Raw genomic sequence first — 20492 nt, forward strand, 5'->3', positions numbered from 1 at the left:
GCTGAGAACGTGGAAACAATTTTACATAACGATCCGCTTATGGCCGCTGTAATTTCATGGTTTTTAGCACAATTAACGAAAGTAGTCTTTAAATTATTCAAAACGGGTGAATTTGATTTTGCAAAGTTTTTCGCTTCAGGTGGGATGCCAAGTTCTCATGCTTCAACTGTTACAGCACTGGCGACAGGTGTTGGCGCTGTGGAAGGTGTGGAAAGTACTTTATTTGCAATTGCTGCTATTTTTGCCATTATAGTTATGTATGACGCTTCAGGAGTAAGGCTGGCAGTAAGTAAACAGGCGAAAATATTGAATGAGTTTTTTCACGGTAGACAAACAGAATATAAGAAATTAAATGAGCTTGTCGGGCATACGCCGTATGAAGTAGTAGTTGGTGCTTTATTAGGGATTATTGTCGGAGTAGGATATTGTTTATGAGCAGAGCATTTTATCCGACTTTAATGGGCAGTAAGACCCCCACCTCAAAGTTCAGCGAAAGCAAAGAAGTTAGGTGGGGGCAACTGCCCATAAAAGTCCGATTGGTGAGGGCTGATAATCAGTGGGGGATGAAGAACCCCCCACTGATTAAAGTTTCACTTTATATGTTCTGCTTTTCTTTGTATTCATACATATTCAGCGACCTTCTTGAATATCGTTATACGGATTTCGAAAGGTGGGTGAATAACTTGTTATTATATGAAAAAGTGTATGAAGAAATAGCGAGAAGAGCAACTGCACTTCAAACGATGCAACGGCAAGATGGTACGTGGCGATTTTGTTTTGAAGGAGCTCCATTAACAGATTGCCATATGATTTTTTTATTAAAATTATTAGGTAGAGATAAAGAGATAGAACCGTTTGTAAAAAGGTTAGCATCACTTCAAACAAATGAAGGAACGTGGAAATTGTATGAAGATGAAGTGGGAGGTAATTTATCAGCTACCATTCAATCTTATGCTGCCTTACTTGCTTCGAAAAAATATACAAAAGAAGATGCGAACATGAAGCGAGCAGAAAATTTTATTAAGGAACGCGGAGGCGTGGCGCGTGCTCATTTTATGACGAAGTTTTTATTAGCAATTCATGGAGAATATGAATATCCTTCACTCTTTTATTTACCAACACCAATTATGTTTCTACAGAATGATTCCCCCCTCAGTATATTTGAATTGAGTAGCTCAGCACGTATCCATTTAATTCCGATGATGGTGTGTTTAAATAAAAGATTTCGAGTAGGGAAAAAGTTATTGCCAAATTTAAATCACATTGCGGGCGGGGGCGGAGAATGGTTTCGGGAGGATCGGTCTCTGTTGTTTCAAACGTTATTAAGTGATGTAAAACAAATTATCTCGTACCCACTTTCGTTACATCATAAAGGATATGAGGAAGTCGAACGTTTCATGAAAGAGCGTATTGATGAAAATGGAACGTTATATAGTTACGCAACTGCCTCGTTTTATATGATTTATGCTTTACTTGCGTTAGGGCATTCTCCTCAATCATCACTGATTCAAAAGGCTATAGCTGGGATAACATCTTATATATGGAAGATGGAAAGAGGGAGTCACTTGCAAAACTCTCCTTCAACAGTATGGGATACAGCTTTACTCAGCTATGCGTTACAAGAGGCCCACGTTTCGAAAGATAATAAAATGCTTCAAAATGCAACAGCATATTTATTAAAAAAACAGCATACAAAAAAAGCTGATTGGAGCGTACATGCTCCGTTGCTTACTCCAGGTGGTTGGGGTTTTTCAGATGTAAATACGACAGTTCCAGATGTTGACGATACAACAGCTGTACTAAGAGTGTTGGCAAGAAGTAGAGGAAATGAAAAGGTAGATAATGCTTGGCAGAAAGGGATTAATTGGGTTAAAGGATTACAAAATAATGATGGGGGGTGGGGAGCTTTTGAAAAAGGTGTGACGAGCAATATATTAGCAAATTTACCAATCGAAAATGCAAGCGATATGATTACAGATCCTTCTACACCAGATATTACAGGGAGGGTGTTAGAGTTTTTCGGGACATATGCGCAAAATGCATTACCTGAGAAACAAAAACAAAGTGCGATAAATTGGTTAATGAATGTACAAGAGGAGAATGGGTCATGGTATGGGAAATGGGGGATTTGTTATATATATGGTACGTGGGCTGTTATGACAGGATTACGATCATTCGGAATTCCATCTAGTAATCCATCATTAAAACGAGCAGCTTTATGGCTTGAACATATACAGCATGAAGATGGTGGATGGGGAGAATCATGCCACAGTAGTGTGGAGAAAAGGTTCGTTACTTTACCATTTAGTACACCATCCCAAACAGCATGGGCGTTAGATGCTCTCATTTCTTACTATGATATAGAGACGCCAGTTATTCGAAAAGGTATTTCATATTTGCTTGCGAATCCTTATGTGAATGAAAAATATCCTACTGGAACAGGTTTACCAGGAGGGTTTTATATTCGTTACCATAGCTATGCTCATATATATCCACTACTTACTTTGGCACACTATATAAAAAAATATAGAAAATAAACCGAGAGATATCTCTCGGTTTATTTTGTTGGGTAGTAGGTCCCTGTTGAAAAGAATAAGGTTGTGCTTTCCTTATTTTTCAGTTGACTGGCGTTTTTGACGTGCATCAGCGGCATTTGCACGTGCGTTTGCTTCTAAGTCATTGTGGTCAGCAAGTTCACGAGAGAACTCTACATCAATGCCATCAGTAGCTTTGTTTTGTTTGAAATTTTTTTTGTTCATTCGACACAATCTCCTTGCACTTTATCCCGCTTTAATGGGCAGTAAGACCCCACCTCAAAATTCAGCGAAAGCAAAGAAGTTAGGTGGGGGATCAACTGCCCATAAAAGTCCGATTGGTTCAACTAATAATCAGTGGAGGGAAGAAAACCCCCCACTGATTAAAGTTTCACTTTATGCGACGTTGCAAAGTTAGTTTGACACAAATAGACTTTTTTATACAAAGAGGAATTGGAAAGTAAAAAGCCGAAATATACAGTATAAGTAATAGAAATGGGGGATAGGAATGGAGTTTTTAAATGGGAAAACAGCTGTTGTAACAGGAGCTGCACAGGGAATTGGAAAAGAGATTGCAAGGGTGTATGCAAAGCTAGGGGCGAAAGTATTAATTAGCGACGTAAATGAAGAGAAGCTACAAAAAACGACACGTGAGTTATCGGACGAAGGATATGAAGTGTGCTCATATCGATGTGATGTGAGTAATCAAAATGAAGCGAAGTCGTTAATTGAATATGCGGTTCAAAAATTCGGTACATTACATATTTTGGTGAACAATGCTGGAATTACAAGAGATGCAATGTTACATAAAATGGAGAAGTCTGCTTGGGAACAAGTATTACAAGTGAACTTAACTGGTGTTTTTTATTGTATGCAACCAGCTCTCCTTTACATGAGACAACAAGGGTATGGACGTATTATTAATATATCTTCAATTAGTAGAGAAGGAAACATAGGTCAAGCAAACTATGCAGCTACGAAGGCAGGCGTTGTAGGTTTAACGAAAACGGCAGCGAAAGAAGTTGGGAATTTTGGTATTACGTGTAATGCGATTTGTCCAGGATTTATGGATACAGATATGACAAAAACGATACCAGATAAAGTGAAAGAAAAGATGGTTGGCGCGATTCCAGTTGGTAGAATTGGAACGCCAGAAGATATTGCGAACGCAGCAGCCTTTTTAGCATCAGAATACGCATCCTATATTACAGGAGAAGTATTGAATGTGAGCGGAGGACTGCAAGTTTAAAGACATACATAATGAAAGAACCTGACCGGATAGGTCAGGTTCTTTCTCATTAATTTAAGTTAAGCCAAACGCTCTTCACTTCTGTATAGTTATTTAATGCGTAAGATCCCATTTCACGACCAAGACCGGATTGTTTAAATCCTCCAAATGGAGATGCTGCATCAAAGACGTTATAACAGTTTACCCATACTGTACCAGCACGTACTTTACTTGCAACGTAGTGTGCTGTTTTAACATTTTCTGTCCACACACCAGCTGCTAAGCCAAATTGTGATTTATTTGCACGTTCAATTACTTCATCAATATCGTTAAACGGTATTGCAGAAATAACTGGACCGAAAATTTCTTCTTTTGCAATCGTCATTTCATCATTTACGTCAGCGAATACTGTAGGAGAAACGAAGTAGCCCTGATCGAATGGATTACTTCCTCCGCAAAGTACTTCAGCACCTTCTTCAATCCCTTTTTCGATGTAGCCCATTACACGTTTTTGTTGTTCTTCGGAAACGAGAGGACCGATTGTAGTTTCTGGACTTAAGCCAGCACCTTGATTTAATTTTTTAGAGTAAAGGACAAGGTCAGCCATGACATTATCATACATTTTCTTCGGAACAAATAAACGTGATCCAGCAGAGCATACTTGTCCTTGGTTAAACATAACACCAGAAAGTGCACCAGGAATCGCGCGAGATAAATCAGCATCTGGCAGGATGATATTTGGTGATTTACCGCCTAACTCAAGTGTAACGCGCTTTAATGTTTCAGATGCTTGGCGCATAATTTGCTTACCGACTGGAGTAGAACCAGTAAATGCAATTTTATCAACGAGTGGATGATTAACAAGAGCTTGTCCAGCTGATTCACCGAATCCAGGAACGATATTAATAACACCTTTCGGGAATCCAGCTTCTTCAATTAATTCAGCTAAGTATAAGGCAGATAGTGGAGTTTGTTCTGCAGGTTTTAAAACGATTGTACATCCTGTAGCAAGCGCTGCTCCCATTTTCCACATTGCCATAAGAAGCGGGAAGTTCCAAGGGATAATTTGACCAACGACACCAACAGCTTCATGGCGTGTATAGTTAAAGTAATCACCGGAAACAGGGATTGTTTGACCAACGATTTTCGTCGCCCAGCCGGCATAATAGCGCATATGTTCAATTGCGAGTGGTATGTCTGCTGCCATTGTTTCACGGATTGGCTTTCCGTTATCTAACGTTTCAAGCTGTGCAAGCTCTTCTTTATGTTCTTCCATTAGATCAGCTAGCTTGTACATAAGCCGGCTTCGCTCAGCAGTGCTCATGCGAGACCAAGGACCTTCGTCAAAAGCCATGCGAGCTGCAACGACAGCTTTATGAATATCTTCGCGACCAGCTTCAGAAACGACGGCAAGTGTTTCGCCAGTTGCTGGGTTAGGTGTGTTAAACGTTTTACCGGAAGCGCTTTCAATGAAAGATCCATTCACATATAACTTTTTTGTACCTTGAAGAAACTTTTCTACCTTTTCATGAAGATTTACAGCTAGTTGACTCATTGTATAACCCCCTTGAAAATATAATGTAAACGCAGTACGAGACGGCGTTTATTCCGAAATCAAGGATGTGGAAACTAGATGGAAAGCCTCTAATTAAAATCATAATTAACAAATACTGAAAATTCAAATTTCATTTGTGTTACAATTGTAAAAAATATGTAATGTAAGAAAGTCTTCTATGTGATTATAAAAAATCCTGCTTGTTTTTGCTTTCTAGTAGGAAAAACTAGAAGAACAATGGTACAATAATACATCGTGAGAGGAGGGAGAAAAATGAAGAATTATCATGATGATCCACGCTTTCGAATCGCCCATAGAGAAGCGTTAATTGGTCTTGGACTTGCTATTATCAATTTTATAATATGGTACGGATTTGCTTATGGGCTTGGTAGTAAAAATCCAAGTGAATATACATATGTATTTGGTTTTCCAGCATGGTTTTTTTATAGCTGTATCGTTGGTTTTATCGTTATGGTTATTTTACTTAGTTTAGTTGTTCGTTTTGTATTTCAAGATATTTCACTCGATGAGGAAGAAAAAAGTGAGGAATAATAGATGAATTGGTATGTAATCATTCCAATGATAATTTCGTTTATCGTTGTATTTTTAATTGGTGTATATGCTTCAAGACGTGTACAAGCGACTGCCCATAATAAGTTTTTGCAAGAATATTTTTTAGGTGGGCGTGAGCTCGGTGGTTTATTATTAGCAATGACAATGATTGCTACGTACGGTAGTGCTAGTAGCTTTATTGGTGGCCCTGGTATAGCATACAATATGGGGCTTGGATGGGTATTGTTATCTGCGATTCAAGTTGTAACAGGGTATATCGTTTTAACAGTTATAGGTAAAAAGTTTGCCATTATTGCTAGGAAGATGGAAGCTATTACTCTTATCGATTATTTAAAGGGAAGATACAATAATAAAGCAGTTGTCATACTTTCTGCGTTATGTATTATTATCTTTTTATTTTCAGCAACAGTAGCTCAGTGGGTGGGTGGTGGCCGATTAATTGAGTCGCTAACGGGTCTTTCTTATACAACAGCACTATTTTTATTTACTTTTTCTGTACTTGTGTACGTATTAATTGGTGGATTTCGTGCAGTTGCTTTATCAGATACGTTATTAGGTATCATTATGTTAGTTGGGACGACAATCATTTTAATCGCTACTGTCGTTGCCGGTGGTGGAATTGAAAAGATTATGCAGGAACTTGTTCAAATCAATCCGAATTTAATTACACCATTCGGAGCAGATGGTAGTTTAACAAAATCATACGTGACATCATTTTGGATTTTAATTGGAATTGGCGTTGTTGGTTTACCGCAAATTAGTGTGCGTGCCATGTCTTATAAAAATTCAAAAGCGATGCATCAAGCGTTAATAATTGGGACGATTGTTGTGGGTACCATTATGATTGGTATGCATTTAACGGGTGTGTTCGCACGAGTCGTACTTCCAGGTATAACAGTACCAGATAAAGTAATGCCGCTACTCGCGATGGAAGTGTTGCCACCGTGGCTAGCTGGGGTTTTCTTAGCTGCACCAATGGCAGCCATTATGTCTACAGTAAACTCGTTATTGCTACTTGTAAGTTCATCTATCATTAAAGATATATACGTAAATTACATAAATAAAGATGCAGCAGATAGTACGATTAGAAAAGGAAGTTTATGGATTACTGCTATCGTAGGGCTGCTCGTTTATGCAGCAGCAATTAAACCACCAGATTTTTTAATATGGTTAAATTTATTTTCTTTCGGTGGATTAGAAGCAGCATTCATTTGGCCGATCGTATTAGGGTTATATTGGAGAAAAGGGAATGCAACAGGAGCGCTTGCCTCCATTTTAGTTGGAGTAAGCTCATATATGTGCATCCATCTTTTCTATCCGAATCCGTTCGGTATACATACAGTTGTCTTCCCGATTTGTTTTGCGTTTATCGCTTATATTGTTGGAAGTATGAGTGTTGTGAAGAAGCATAGTATAGGCTAGATGAAGAGCGTAGTCCTTATAGGACTACGTTTTTTCGTATAATTTTGTTCTTTTTATTCTGTATGTCTATGGCTATTCATAAATTAATAACAATTGAGGGGATGGAGTTGAGGTCGATGAAAAAAGTGTTATTTTTGGGAGACCCGGGAATTGATGACTCTTTAGCCATCATGTATGGAATTATGCATCCTGATATTGATATTGTTGGTGTTGTAACGGGATATGGAAATGTAACGCAGGAAAAGGCAACGAGTAATGCAGCATATTTATTGCAAATGGCAGGGCGAGAGGATATACCTGTTATTAATGGTGCAAAAATCCCTTTATCCGGAGATGTTACAACGTATTATCCAGAAATTCATGGGGCAGACGGTTTAGGACCAATTAAACCTCCAAAAACTTTTTCACCAAATATAAAACCTTTTTGTGCTTTTTTTGATATTCTTGAAAAGTATAAAGGAGAATTAATTATAGTTGATGCAGGTAGGTCAACGACACTAGCGACAGCATTTATTTTAGAAAAGCCGATGATGAAGTTTGTGAAAGAATATTATATAATGGGCGGTGCTTTTTTAATGCCTGGAAATGTGACACCAGTCGCAGAGGCGAATTTTCATGGTGATCCCATTGCGTCACAATTAGTTATGCAAAATGCTAAGAATGTGACATTAGTGCCACTTAACGTTACATCTGAAGCTATTATTACGCCGGAAATGGTAAAATATATTACAAAACACTCTAAAACGAGTTTCAATAAGTTGATCGAGCCGATATTTACGTATTATTATAAAGCATATAAAAAGTTAAACCCGAAAATAACAGGTAGTCCAGTACATGACGTCGTTACAATGATGGTTGCGGCAAATCCGTCCCTTTTGGATTATGTATATCGCCGAGTCGATGTAGATACAGTTGGAATTGCAAAAGGAGAGAGTATTGCTGATTTCCGGCCTCAACCTGACTCAAAAGCATTAAAGAATTGGGTGCGAATTGGTTGGTCGTTACATTATAAAAAATTTCTCGAAGATTTCGTTAAAATTATGACGTAGACATAATGGGAGAATACAAGTTAAAATAGTGGGGATGATTACTAAAATAATCATCTCCATTATTTTGTTTGTAAGAGATAGATAGAGAAGAGTTACACAATAGGAGAGGAATTTTATTTGAAAAAAACTATAGTATGCGCAGTGATTGTGGGTATTTTCGTTTTGCTAATATCGGGTAACTTTTTAGTGAAAAAAGTGTGGAGTTCAAATAATGATGATGCACAGTATATCGCATCCTTTATTGAAGAACATAAAGATGAAAAAAATAGTGCGCTTCTAGTAAAGAGAAATGATAAAGTTGTTTATTCTGTCAATCCTAACGTTGTATTGCCAGTTGCTAGTACAATGAAATTAATTGTGGCGCTTGAATATACGAAACAAGTTACGGAAGGGAAAATTGATTCGTCTAGTTTTGTTTCCATTAATGACGTGAATCGGTATTATGTACCGAATACAGATGGTGGTGCACAAGATAGATGGCAAAGATATTTGGAGAAGACAGGCAAGATAACTGAAGGAGCGGTTTCTTTAGAAGAAGTGGCAAAAGGAATGGTTAAGTTTAGTTCGAATGCGAATGCTGAATATTTAATGGAAGTGTTAGGATTAGATAATATTAATCGGAATTTACAAAGTTTATCGCTTCCAGCACATCAGCCGCTATTTCCAATCGTTTCATCTTTATACATTCCAGGATATTTGCATAAAGAATTACATGTTCCGAAATATAAAATAGAGAAAAAGTTAAAAGAAATGTCTCAAGAGCAATATCGTGAATATGCAATGATTATTCATGAACGCTTAAAAAAGAAGGGGCCATTATTACAGAAGGAAATTCCTCTTTATTTAGAGGAACGTTACGATAAAATTTGGTCAGATCGATTACCAGCTGCTTCTGCAAACGATTATATGGTACTGCTTCAAAAGGCGAATCATAAAGGTGGCCTAACAGAAGCTGAAGAAAAAGTATGGGCAAATATCGTTGAAACAGATATGAGCGCTAAGAAATATCGTAAAACATTTAGACATGCAGGGCAAAAAAATGGTTATACGCCATGGACAGTTACAAAAGCAGTTTATGCAATGGATAAACGCGGGAACTGTACAGAAATAGTGTTCTTAGCAAATAATTTAAATGAGGACGACAGTGCAGAAATACGGAAACATTTAGCAAACTTACATTTCCAAGTGTTGCAAAGTGATAAGTATGATGCGACTTTTATTAAGTAAACTCGGTGCAGAGGCGCCGAGTTTATTTTTATATACAAGCACTTTTTTGCTATCTCTGGGTATGATGGGTAGTAATACTTAGGTGAAAGGGGAAAAGGTGATGAAACAAAGTAAAGAAGAGTTTATAAAGAGTGAAGGCGCTGATTTCCCTGGGAAAACATATGTGGATTGTGTATTACAACATGTATTTAATTTTCAAAGAAATTACTTATTGAAAGATATGTTTCAAGTGCATAAAGCGCATATTACAATGCTGATGGAAGAAAATTTAATGAAAAAGGAAGAAGCTAAAGTTATATTACACGCATTAAAAAAGGTAGAGGGAATGCCAGAAGAGCAATTGCTCTATACAGAGCAGCATGAAGATCTCTTTTTTTTAGTGGAACATTTAATTTCTCAAGAAGCAAAAAGCGATTTTGTAAGTAATATGCATATTGGTAGAAGTAGAAATGATATGGGTGTAACGATGTATCGCATGAGTTTAAGACGGTATGTATTACGATTAATGGAACATCATTTGTTATTGCAGGAAAGTATGCTGCAACTTGCTTCTGATCATAAGGAAACGATTATGCCAGCTTATACACATACACAACCAGCACAGCCAACGACATTTGGTCATTATACGTTAGCGATTTATGATACGATGCAGAGAGATTTAGAACGCATGAAAAAAACGTACAAACTTTTAAATCAGTCACCAATGGGAGCCGCTGCACTTTCTACAACAAGTTTCCAAATTAAACGAGAGCGAGTTGCCGATTTACTTGGGTTTACAAATGTAATTGAGAACTCATATGATGCTGTTGCTGGAGCGGATTATTTATTAGAAGTTAGCTCATTACTTATGGTAATGATGACGAATACGAGCAGATGGATCCATGACCTCTTACTATTAGCGACGAAAGAATATGATGGTATTACTGTAGCGAAGCCATATGTGCAAATTAGTAGTATTATGCCGCAAAAGCGAAATCCAGTTTCCATTGAACACGCCCGTGCAATTACGAGTAGTGCTTTAGGAGAAGCATTTACAGTATTTCAAATGATTCATAATACACCATTTGGTGATATTGTTGATACAGAGGATGACTTGCAGCCGTATTTATATAAAGGGATTGAAAAGACTATTCGTGTTTTTTCTATTATGAATGCAGTTATTCGAACGATGAAGGTAGAGGAAGAAACGTTGAAAAATCGTTCTTATAAACATGCAATTACGATAACTGATTTCGCAGATGTTTTAACAAAAAACTATGAAATTCCATTTCGGCATGCGCATCATGCAGCAAGTACTATTGCAAATATGTCATTGGAGCAGAAAAAGGAGCTTCATGAATTACATGTGAAAGATGTGAATATGTACTTACAAGAAAAATTTAATATAACTTTATTAGAAAAAGAGTGGAAAGAAATTATATCGCCAGAAGCTTTTATACAAAAAAGAAATGTATACGGTGGGCCGAGTAAAAAAGAAATGGAGCGCATGATTAACAATCGAAAAGAGTCATTTCGACAAGAAGAAGAGGTATTTGAAAAGGAAAAACAGAGAATTTTACAAGCTGAAAATGATTTGAATACGTTAGCTTCAAATATTATTGAATCGTAAAAGAGGAATTTAGTGAATTAAGCGCCAATACCTTAATAAAACTATAAATAGAGAGAAGAGATTGTCGATGATTCAATTGCATGTATATGAAGATATTGTTAATTTTAAAGAAGAGGTTACACCATTTCTAGAAAAGAATGAACAGGAAAATAATCTCATATTAGGCGTATTACAAATGGTCCACCAACCGATATTTATGGGGATAGCGAAACAAGGAGAAGAAATTGCAGTTGTATTTCTTCAAACAGAAGAGAAGAAACAAATTATTGTTGCAACTTCTGAAATTTCGGGAGTAGCTATCAAGGAGCTTGCAAAAGAGTTAACGAAAATATATCCGGATATTCCTGGATTAATTGGTGATAAGAAAGTTGTACAGCACTTAGCAGAAGAGATTGCGGTGTTAGAAAATAAGAAAACGAATGTTGTAATGGAGCAAGGGGTATATGAGTTGAAAGAAGTGAAGAAGAAACCGGGCAAGGATGGGTTTTTTCGAGAAGTAAGTAGTGATGAATTAACATTAATAGAAGAGTGGATATATCAATTTTGCGAAGATGTGAATCTTCCTACTACGAAAGAGGAAGCAAAACAAACTGCACATACATTAATTACCAATCATCGTTTATTTGGTCTAGAAGTAGACGGAAAACTTGTTTCTGTAGCAGCAAAAACACGTCCAACTAAAAATAATATAACAGTTAATTTCGTATATACGCCGACTGAAGCAAGGGAAAAGGGATACGCATCTAATTGTGTAGCGGCACTTAGTCAACGTATGTTAGATGAAGGTTACAAAACAACGACATTATATACGGACCTGGCAAATCCGACATCGAATAAAATTTATCAAGAAATTGGTTATGAGCAAATTGCGGAGGCTGTGCTTATATTTTTAGAGAAGTAGAACAAAAAGGCGTGCTATTTTAGCACGCCTTTTTGTTATTCATCAATTCTAATAACCTCACCTTGAGGGAAGTCTTCGGTTTCTAATAAATTCCGAATAGCTTTCGCAACATATTCGGGTGATAATAGCTTTCCTTCTTCTTTTAATGTAATGAAGCGGTCTAAGTTTGTGAAGTCTTCTTTATTTGTTTCCCGAATTTGTGCTTGCATATTTGTATCAACAACACCAGGTGCAAAAGCGACGATTTTTACTGGATATTCTTTTTCTGCTTCTTCGGTTGCTACGCACTGTGTAAACATATTTACGCCAGCTTTCGTTGTACAATAAGCGCCCCATCCGAAGTAAGGATTTTTTCCTGCACCAGATGAAATGTTTATCACACGTTTATCTACTTTCCAGTCTTTCGTATGTTTCATGAAAGTGGAGGTGAGGATCATCGGCGCAAGTAAATTAATGTGAACGTTCGTAATGAGCATTTCACTTTCAGCTTTTTCTATTGGTTTCATTGGTGCGAGTGTACCAGCGTTATTAATTAAATGAATAGATGATACAGTGTCTTCTTGAATAGATGAAATGATTTTGTTAAAGTTCGTTTCTAAATTATGTACATCTTGAAGATCTAAGGAGTGGAAAACACAATTGCTATTATATTGTTCTGCGAGTTTTGTAAGCTCTTTATTTTCTCTTCTAGAAATAGAGATGACAGTTGTATTCTTTTCTAACAATTGTGTGGCAATAGCCTCACCTAAACCTTGTGAAGTTCCTGTTATGATAACGTAGCGCATAGTTTTATAAACTCCTCTCATATGTGCGGAATTTTGTTGGACAACGTACATTGTATAGTTTGTCTACATTTTATAGTATAGAGCACTTTTTACTATAATTGAAATGAGATGATTGTGTGCCTTTTATAAATCGTTTTACGACAACAGTACCTGGTGCCGTCACGTTTACTGGGAATACGCTGGGACTTAGCCCTACATCACCTGCACCAGGTAATATTTTTGGTACACTTGCTGTGTTTACGACAGTAAATACAGCGCTGCAAGTACCAGGATTCCCAGCAGGGACAACAGATGAGTGGCAATTGAATTCTTCAAGTGCAATTTTAAATCTTCCAGCGGGAAGCAGTGTGTTATATGCAGAATTAGTTTGGGCTGGTACTTTCCGGACTGATACGGAAGATGTTTTACCATTTTTAAATGATAACATTACATTTACAACGCCAGCAGGAACGTTTTCTGTTACGCCAGATCCTGCTACTGCGCAGCAAGGTTCAGTAGGAAACCAGTTTTATTATGCTCGCTCTGCCAATGTAACGAATCTTGTTAGTGCAGGTGGGGCAGGCACGTATACAACGGGTGCTGTGCCAGCTGCAAGAACTTCAGCTGACCCAACAATTAGCCGTTCAGCGGGATGGACGCTTGAGGTTGTGTATCAAAATGCAAGTTTACCACTTCGAAATTTGTCAGTATATGCAGGTCAAGAAATTATTGATGCTTCATCACCACCAGTTGATGCTACTATTTCAGGATTTGCTACGCCAGCTACAGGAGCTGTAACAGGAAGGGTACTTGTAACTGCTCAAGAGGGAGATTCCAACATTTCTGGAGATCAACTTCGCTTTGGACCAAACCCAAATGCTACAGTTGCATTATTCGGGCCGAGAAACCCTGCAAATAATTTCTTCCAGTCTCAAATTTGTAATGACAGCGGAAATTTAGATACGAGCGGTACATTTGGAGATTTAAACCAGCCGTTAGGGGTAGCTTTGGCTGTTCGAAGACAAGGATGGGATATTACAAACGTAGATGCTTCATCATCATTAGTAAATAATCAAACGTCAGCAACCGTTCGGTTCGTTACAAATGGTGATGGTTATGCAGCGGCTGGTTTTGGTGTTCAAATTGATGCGACGGGGCCGATTATAAATCCTGCCAAATCTGTTGATAAAGCAGTTGCAGGTATAGGGGATATTCTCACTTATACGATTACAGTTCCGAATACAGGAACAGGAAGTGCGGACAACGTTGTATTACAAGATAGTATTCCGAACGGCACAACATTTATAGCTGGTAGTGTAACGGTAGGTGGAGTAACACAACCAAGTGCAAATCCAACTAGTGGAATTAATTTAGGAACGATACCAAATAATGCTCAAAGAATCGTTACATTTCAAGTTCGAATAACATCATTCCCGAATCCAAATCCTATTTTAAATCGTGCAATGGTATCGTATCAATTCCGTCCTTTCGTCGGTAGTCCACTTATTACTAGTATGTCTTCTTCAAATACTGTACAAACGACAGTGAACCAAGCAACTATAAGTATGCAAAAATCTGTAGATCTACAGACTGCGACACTTAATGATGTATTAACGTACACAGTTAATGTCACAAATAATGGAAATGTTGCTGCAAACAATGTGATTTTTGTTGATAGCATCCCGGCTGGCACAACATTTGTTCCAAATAGTGTTACAGTGAATGGAGTAGCGCGTCCAGGAGCGAATCCAGCAAGTAGTATTAATCTAGGAAGTATTAATGCTTCACAAACGACTGTAGTGCGCTTTCAAGTTCGAGTAACATCTAATCCTCTTGTCAATCCAATTCCGAACCGTGCGAGTGCAACCTTTACCTTTACCCCAGTGCCTGGTCAACAACCAGTTTCAGGGCAAGCGACAAGTAATACTGTAGTGACTACTATTAATATAGCTGATATAAGAACGAGAAAAACAGTAGATAGAGCTTTTGCGACAGTGAATGACGTTCTTACGTACACTATTACTATTGAGAATATCGGAAATGTACTTGCGACAAATGTTATTTTTCAAGATCCGATTCCAGTTGGAACGACTTTTATCGCAAATAGTGTGACTGTGGACGGGGTTTCACAACCTGGGGCAAATCCAGCGACTGGGTTTACAGTAGCTAATATATCTCCTGGCGGAAGTAGGACTGTTACATTTCAAGTGCGAGTTACATCTACACCATCGGGAGGTACGATTGCGAATCGGGGGAGTATATCTGCTGATTTTGTTGTTAATCCGAATCAGCCACCAGTTACAATTAATAGAATGACGAATACAGTGGTAACACAAATTAATACAGGCGGTTTAAATGTAATAAAAGAAGTGAATACAACGCAAGCAGCAGTAGGAGATACTTTAACATATACGATTGCCGTTCAAAATACAGGAAACGTTCCCCTAACAAATGTGTTATTCCAAGACACTATTTCTTCCGCTGTTTCTTTCGTTGCAAATTCTGTAACAATTAATGGAGTACCACAAAGTGGATTGAATCCGAATACAGGATTTTCTCTTCCAAATATTCCTGCGGCTCAAACGGTTGTAGTCACATTTGAAGTAGTAATTGTACAGGATCCAGGAGATGAAGATATTTTAAACCGCGCGAATGTCACAGCAAGTTTTCAAGTGAATCCGAGTGAACCACCAGTTACGATTACTATTCCGAGTAACCTAGTGAATACAACTGTACAATCAGGGAATTTTGAAGTTGTGAAAGCAGTGAATACGGATGTGGCAACCGTAGGCGATATTTTAGTATATACAATCGAAATTATAAATGCAGGTAGTGTACCAGCTACAAATGTGTTATTCCAAGATTCAATTCCACAAGGAACATTATTTATTGAAAACAGTGTATTTGTTAATGGTATTTTACAAGAAGGTGCAGATCCAGAACTTGGATTCCCGTTAAATGATTTGCCTACTGGCGCGAATGTAATTGTTACGTTTGAAGTATTAATTGATGAAATTCCCCAAGGAAATAATGTTGTAAATAATGCGAATGTCACTGGAGATTTCCTTCTGAATCCAACAGAGCCACCAATTACTGTAACAGTACCAAGTAATACTGTTATGACGGTCGTGAATTCTTCAGGATTAAATGTAATGAAAAGTGTAAGTGCTACTGAAGCTGGTGTAGGAGATACGTTAACGTATACAGTTCGTATACAAAATAGTGGAACAGTAGCAGCGACAAATGTATCATTCCTTGATCCGATTCCAGTTGGAACCACTTTTGTAGCGAATAGTGTAACAATAAACGGAGCCCCGCAATCGGGTTTAGATCCGACCTCTGGATTTCCGCTTGCTAATATTCCGGTAGGAGGGACAGTAACAGTTACTTTTCAAGTGACAATCACAAGTGAACCACCAAATAGAGTTCTTCCGAATAATGCGAATGTAACTGCGGATTTCCAAGTCAGTCCTCTCCAGCCACCAATTACAATTGTAACGATTAGTAATATTGTTGTGACGCGAGTGAATGTGGGATCGCTTAATGTAATGAAGAGTGTAAATACAACACAAGCGGGAGTAGGAGATACGTTAACGTATACGATTCTTATTCAAAATACAGGAACTGTTCCTGCAACGAATATTATTTTTCAAGATCCAATCCCATCTGGAGCTACATTTGTAGCGAATAGTGTAACGATCAATGGAGTCGTTCAGCAAGGTGCGAATCCTATAGCGGGTTTTCCTGTTACCAATATTCCGGTGGGGCAAACTGCTACAATTACGTTCCAAGTGACAGTGACAAGTGTTCCGAGTGGTGGAAATATAAGAAACCAATCAAACGTTACCGCAAGTTTCCTTATTAATCCAGCAGGTCCTCCTATAACAACTACTACAACTAGTAATTTTGTAGTGACACAAGTAAATACAGCACAGTTAAATATACAAAAATCTTCATCTGTACAACAAGCAGCACTTGGAGAAACTTACACGTATTCTGTTGTCATTCGAAATAACGGCACAGTAACAGCAACGAATGTCTCTTTCATTGATCCAATTGCTCTAGAAACAACATTTGTAGCAAATAGTGTGACGATAAATGGAACGCCACAACCTGGATTTGACCCAAATGTAGGTTTCCTGCTTCCTAATATTGCAGCTGGAACATCATTGACAGTAACGTTCCAAGTTACGGTAGTTGCACCGTCTACACGCGGAGCAGTATTAAATACAGCATCTGCTACAGCCACTTTCTTATTAAATCCTTTACAACCACCTGTAACAACAACGAATTCAAGTAATACAACGGTAGTTACAATACCATTACCTCCTCCTGGCGAAGTGACAGCAACAAAAACAGTAAATGTTGCCGCTGGAGCTGTTGGAGATGTATTAACGTATACAGTGTTAATAACGAATGTAGGAATTATCCCTGTTACAGACGTACTCTTCCAGGATGTCATTCCAGAAGGGACGACGTTTGTTGACAACAGTGTAACGATAGGTGGAATACAGCAACCTGGATTAAATCCAGAAATAGGCTTTACAGTTACTCCGTTATTAAATACTGGTGCGAGTATTTCTGTAACGTTCCAAGTGACCATTACGGAAATTCCAGATAATGAAGTCATATTAAATGATGCTGACGTTACGTTTACTTCACAACCAAATCCGCAGGAGCCACCGATTACGCAAACGATATTAACGAATTTAGTCGTTACGACAATTAATATAGCTTCAATTTCTCCAGTGAAAATAGTAGATAAAGAGGCAGCGACGGTTGGAGAAATATTAACCTATGATGTACTAATTTCTAACTTTGGAACAGTACCGGCAACGAATGTTCAATTTCTTGATTCTAGTACGAGTGGTGTAGCATTTGTTCCAGGAAGTGTGAGTATAAATGGAATACCAGAACCTGGACTAGACCCATTCATAGGCTTTACAGTTCCAGATATACCTGTAGGTGATTCTGTACTTGTCACATACCGAGAGATGGTAACGAGCATACCTCAAGGTGGAACAGTTGTTAACTTTGTGGACGTTACGGCTACATTTGCTGTAAGTGAGACAGAGCCGCCTATTACTGAGACAACGACGAGTAACACGACATTAACAGAAATCAATGAGCCTGGTTTAAATGTATTAAAATCAGTAAGTCAGCCGGTTGTTGCGGTAGGCGATACAATCACATATACAACAGTAGTTCAAAATACGGGAACCGTGATAGCAACGAATGTTCAATATAGTGATGTATTACCTTCCTCTATAACATTCGTACAGAACAGTGTAACGATAAACGGTGTGTTACAACCTGGGTTCAATCCGAATAATGGGTTCACGCTTCCAGATATAAATCCAGGTGAAAGTGTAGAAGTCACATTCCAAGTAACAGTTGTTAGCGTTCCGTCAAACGGAACAATTGCCAATACGGCAAATGTTACTGGAAGCTTTATTTTAGTACCAGGAGAACCACCAGTTATAGTAAATCAGCCAAGTAATACAACACTCACAACTGTAAATAGAGGACGCTTTAATGTTATTAAACAAGTAAATAGAGCCGCTACTCTAGTGGGAGATATATTGACGTATACAGTACAAATAACGAATACAGGAACAGTAACAGCTAACAATGTTCAGTTTATTGATACCATTTCAACAGGTGCGTCATTTGTAGCAAATAGTGTAACGATAAATGGAGCCCCGCAACCAAACTTAAATCCGATTACTGGATTTGGAGTTGGAGATATCTCAGTTGGTGAAACAGTTATAGTGACGTTTCAAGCGACAGTTACAAGCATACCGTCATCAGGAACAATTACGAACGTTGCAAATATAACAGGAAGCTTTACTTTAGTGCCAGGAGAGCCACCAGTTATAGTAAATCAGCCAAGTAATACGACAATAACGAGGGTGAATAGAGGGCGCTTCAATGTAATAAAAACAGTAAATAAACAAGCAACGCGAGTAGGAGATACGTTAACGTATAGTGTGCAAGTTACAAATACGGGAACGGTAACAGCGACGAATGTTCAGTTTGTTGACGTCCCATCACCTAGTTTAGAATTCGTTCCTGGAAGTGTACAAATAAATGGAATTCCGCAAGTAGGCTTAGATCCATTTGTAGGCTTTTCATTACCGAATCTTGCAGTAGGGGATAGTGTATTAATTACATTTGAAGTAAATGTAATTGCGGTTCCGCCTTCTAGTAGCATTATGAATACAGCGAGAGTAACGGGTGATTTCGAATTGATTCCAGGAGAACCTCCGTTTACAATTACGAATTCAAGTAATACGACGGTTACGCCAGTAAATAGAGGCAGCTTAGATATGCTAAAAGAAGTAGATCATTCAGTTGTTGGAGTAGGAGAAACGGTAACGTATACGGTTCGTATATTAAATACTGGTACTGCTGATGCAATGAATGTTCAATTTATAGATGTGCTATCTCCAGAAGCCGATTTTGTAGCAAATAGTGTAACGATAAATGGAGTTTCACAGCCGGGGTTAAATCCGCAGCTCGGATTTATGATACCTGATATTCCAGTTGGTGAGACCGCACTTGTAACATATAAAGCTACGATTACAAGTTTTCCAGATGGTGGTACAGTAGTGAACGTTGCAGGGGCGTTGGCAGAATATATTTTAGTACCAGGAGAGCCGCCAGTTACAGTGATGGACACGAGCAATACAGTTATAGTAACGGTAAATACTGCAATCTTATTTGTTGCAAAAGGAGCAAACTTTGAAGTAGCGATGGTAGGAGATGTTATCACTTACGGAATCGCCGTTATAAATGACAGTACAGTTCCTGTGACGAATATTATTTTAACAGATATCATTGATCCGAATACGTTATTTATAAATGGCACGGTAACGGTAAATGATGTACCTTTCCCATTTGCCAATCCGAATACTGGTATCCCGTTAGGTGATTTTCAGCCAAATGATGCGGCAATTATTAATTTCCAAGTTGTAATAACAGGAGGACAAATAAATAATTTAGTTACAAATACTGCTATAGCAAATGGGTTTGCAATTGTAAACCCGAATGAGCCGCCAGTATTAGTTGAAGGTGATAGCAATACAGTTGTTATCCCGTTTATTTCTCAAAATGTCTCAACGACAGTCGTAAAAACAGCAGATTTACAGGCAGCAACGATTGGAGATGTTATTACGTTTACGACAGTTATTACAAATACGGGGGATACAGCAATACAAAACATTCGTTTTCAAGATATGTTAGATAGTAGTGTTCAATTTGTTCTTGGAACTGTAACGGTTGATAATACGTCAGTGCCAAATGTAAACCCAGTATCAGGATTTCTTATAGGAAGTTTAAATCCTGGTCAAGCGCGAACCGTTTCGTTCCAAGTAGTAGTGCAGAGCGCACCAAGTGGTTCAGGAAATTATATTAATCAAGCGAGTATTCGTTTCGAACATCAAGTAGGTACAGTATTGCCACCTGTTACACAAATAGTAGAAAGTAATATGGTCGTCATTCCGTTCGTTCCAACGATAGAACAAATTTGCGAAACGAATCTTAATTGTTTAGGGAAAATTCCTTTTCAATGTTCTCTGTGTGATCACTTGCAAATAAAGAAAAAATAAATGCAGAAAGAGCATCCTGT

At 38.0% G+C, this 20492-nt stretch carries 13 protein-coding genes; 10 read left to right on the top strand and 3 right to left on the bottom strand.

Going from position 1 to position 20492, the window contains the following annotated elements; all coding sequences use genetic code 11:
- The first annotated feature begins 9 nt into the window (after window positions 1-9).
- Both MR079_RS03560 and MR079_RS03565 read left to right on the top strand, forming a co-directional pair.
- On the top strand, window positions 10-435 hold the full coding sequence (locus tag MR079_RS03560) for a divergent PAP2 family protein (RefSeq protein ID WP_242293535.1): 426 nt from the start codon (window positions 10-12) through the stop codon (window positions 433-435).
- Between the two features lie 248 nt (window positions 436-683).
- A complete protein-coding gene (locus tag MR079_RS03565; RefSeq protein ID WP_242293536.1) occupies window positions 684-2537 on the top strand; it encodes a terpene cyclase/mutase family protein in 1854 nt (617 codons plus the stop codon).
- 72 nt (window positions 2538-2609) lie between these two features.
- Here the strand turns inward: MR079_RS03565 and MR079_RS03570 are convergent, their stop codons facing one another.
- The gene (locus MR079_RS03570; protein WP_001035808.1) at window positions 2610-2759 is read right to left on the bottom strand and encodes a YfhD family protein; all 150 of its coding nucleotides are present in this window, start codon (window positions 2757-2759) and stop codon (window positions 2610-2612) included.
- 283 nt (window positions 2760-3042) lie between these two features.
- Between MR079_RS03570 and fabG the strand changes: the two genes are divergently transcribed.
- Complete coding sequence (gene fabG / locus MR079_RS03575) at window positions 3043-3783, top strand: 3-oxoacyl-ACP reductase FabG (protein WP_000395028.1); 741 nt, start codon at window positions 3043-3045, stop codon at window positions 3781-3783.
- Between the two features lie 49 nt (window positions 3784-3832).
- On the opposite strand, the gene dhaS is transcribed toward fabG, so the two are convergent.
- Window positions 3833-5317 (bottom strand): aldehyde dehydrogenase DhaS, encoded by a 1485-nt coding sequence (gene dhaS / locus MR079_RS03580; protein WP_042514765.1) that lies wholly within the window; start codon window positions 5315-5317, stop codon window positions 3833-3835.
- Between the two features lie 273 nt (window positions 5318-5590).
- Here dhaS and MR079_RS03585 point away from each other — a divergent pair, with 273 nt between their 5' ends.
- The 6 genes from MR079_RS03585 to MR079_RS03610 all read left to right on the top strand — a co-directional run bounded on the left by MR079_RS03585 (window position 5591) and on the right by MR079_RS03610 (window position 12098).
- The gene (locus MR079_RS03585; RefSeq protein ID WP_000800722.1) at window positions 5591-5869 is read left to right on the top strand and encodes a YhdT family protein; all 279 of its coding nucleotides are present in this window, start codon (window positions 5591-5593) and stop codon (window positions 5867-5869) included.
- Between the two features lie 3 nt (window positions 5870-5872).
- Entirely contained in the window at window positions 5873-7312 is a 1440-nt protein-coding gene (panF, locus tag MR079_RS03590; RefSeq protein WP_242293537.1) for a sodium/pantothenate symporter, read from the top strand.
- 116 nt (window positions 7313-7428) lie between these two features.
- Window positions 7429-8361: a nucleoside hydrolase gene (locus tag MR079_RS03595; RefSeq protein WP_242293538.1), complete on the top strand. Its 933-nt coding sequence runs from the start codon at window positions 7429-7431 to the stop codon at window positions 8359-8361.
- Between the two features lie 117 nt (window positions 8362-8478).
- Window positions 8479-9588, top strand: coding sequence for a serine hydrolase (locus tag MR079_RS03600; RefSeq protein WP_000751370.1), 1110 nt, complete (start codon window positions 8479-8481; stop codon window positions 9586-9588).
- 100 nt (window positions 9589-9688) lie between these two features.
- The gene (gene argH, locus MR079_RS03605) at window positions 9689-11197 is read left to right on the top strand and encodes an argininosuccinate lyase (protein ID WP_242293539.1); all 1509 of its coding nucleotides are present in this window, start codon (window positions 9689-9691) and stop codon (window positions 11195-11197) included.
- A gap of 67 nt (window positions 11198-11264) precedes the next feature.
- Complete coding sequence (locus MR079_RS03610) at window positions 11265-12098, top strand: GNAT family N-acetyltransferase (protein WP_242293540.1); 834 nt, start codon at window positions 11265-11267, stop codon at window positions 12096-12098.
- A gap of 35 nt (window positions 12099-12133) precedes the next feature.
- Here the strand turns inward: MR079_RS03610 and MR079_RS03615 are convergent, their stop codons facing one another.
- Window positions 12134-12883, bottom strand: coding sequence for a (S)-benzoin forming benzil reductase (locus MR079_RS03615; RefSeq protein ID WP_139866282.1), 750 nt, complete (start codon window positions 12881-12883; stop codon window positions 12134-12136).
- A 116-nt stretch (window positions 12884-12999) separates the two neighbouring features.
- Between MR079_RS03615 and MR079_RS03620 the strand changes: the two genes are divergently transcribed.
- Window positions 13000-20472, top strand: a complete 7473-nt coding sequence (locus tag MR079_RS03620) for a DUF7507 domain-containing protein (protein WP_242293541.1) — start codon at window positions 13000-13002, stop codon at window positions 20470-20472.
- The last annotated feature ends 20 nt before the right edge of the window (window positions 20473-20492 follow it).

The sequence above is a fragment of the Bacillus cereus group sp. BfR-BA-01381 genome (assembly GCF_022663555.1).
In the GTDB taxonomy this organism is placed as follows: Bacteria; Bacillota; Bacilli; order Bacillales; family Bacillaceae_G; genus Bacillus_A; species Bacillus_A pacificus.

Bases quoted from the DNA above. Each gene is read 5' to 3' on its own strand.
- dhaS (WP_042514765.1), bottom strand. From the start codon at position 5,317: ATGAGTCAACTAGCTGTAAATCTTCATGAAAAGGTAGAAAAGTTTCTT.
- argH (WP_242293539.1), top strand. From the start codon at position 9,689: ATGAAACAAAGTAAAGAAGAGTTTATAAAGAGTGAAGGCGCTGATTTC.
- MR079_RS03570 (WP_001035808.1), bottom strand. From the start codon at position 2,759: ATGAACAAAAAAAATTTCAAACAAAACAAAGCTACTGATGGCATTGAT.
- MR079_RS03585 (WP_000800722.1), top strand. From the start codon at position 5,591: ATGAAGAATTATCATGATGATCCACGCTTTCGAATCGCCCATAGAGAA.
- MR079_RS03615 (WP_139866282.1), bottom strand. From the start codon at position 12,883: ATGCGCTACGTTATCATAACAGGAACTTCACAAGGTTTAGGTGAGGCT.
- panF (WP_242293537.1), top strand. From the start codon at position 5,873: ATGAATTGGTATGTAATCATTCCAATGATAATTTCGTTTATCGTTGTA.
- MR079_RS03610 (WP_242293540.1), top strand. From the start codon at position 11,265: ATGATTCAATTGCATGTATATGAAGATATTGTTAATTTTAAAGAAGAG.
- MR079_RS03595 (WP_242293538.1), top strand. From the start codon at position 7,429: ATGAAAAAAGTGTTATTTTTGGGAGACCCGGGAATTGATGACTCTTTA.
- fabG (WP_000395028.1), top strand. From the start codon at position 3,043: ATGGAGTTTTTAAATGGGAAAACAGCTGTTGTAACAGGAGCTGCACAG.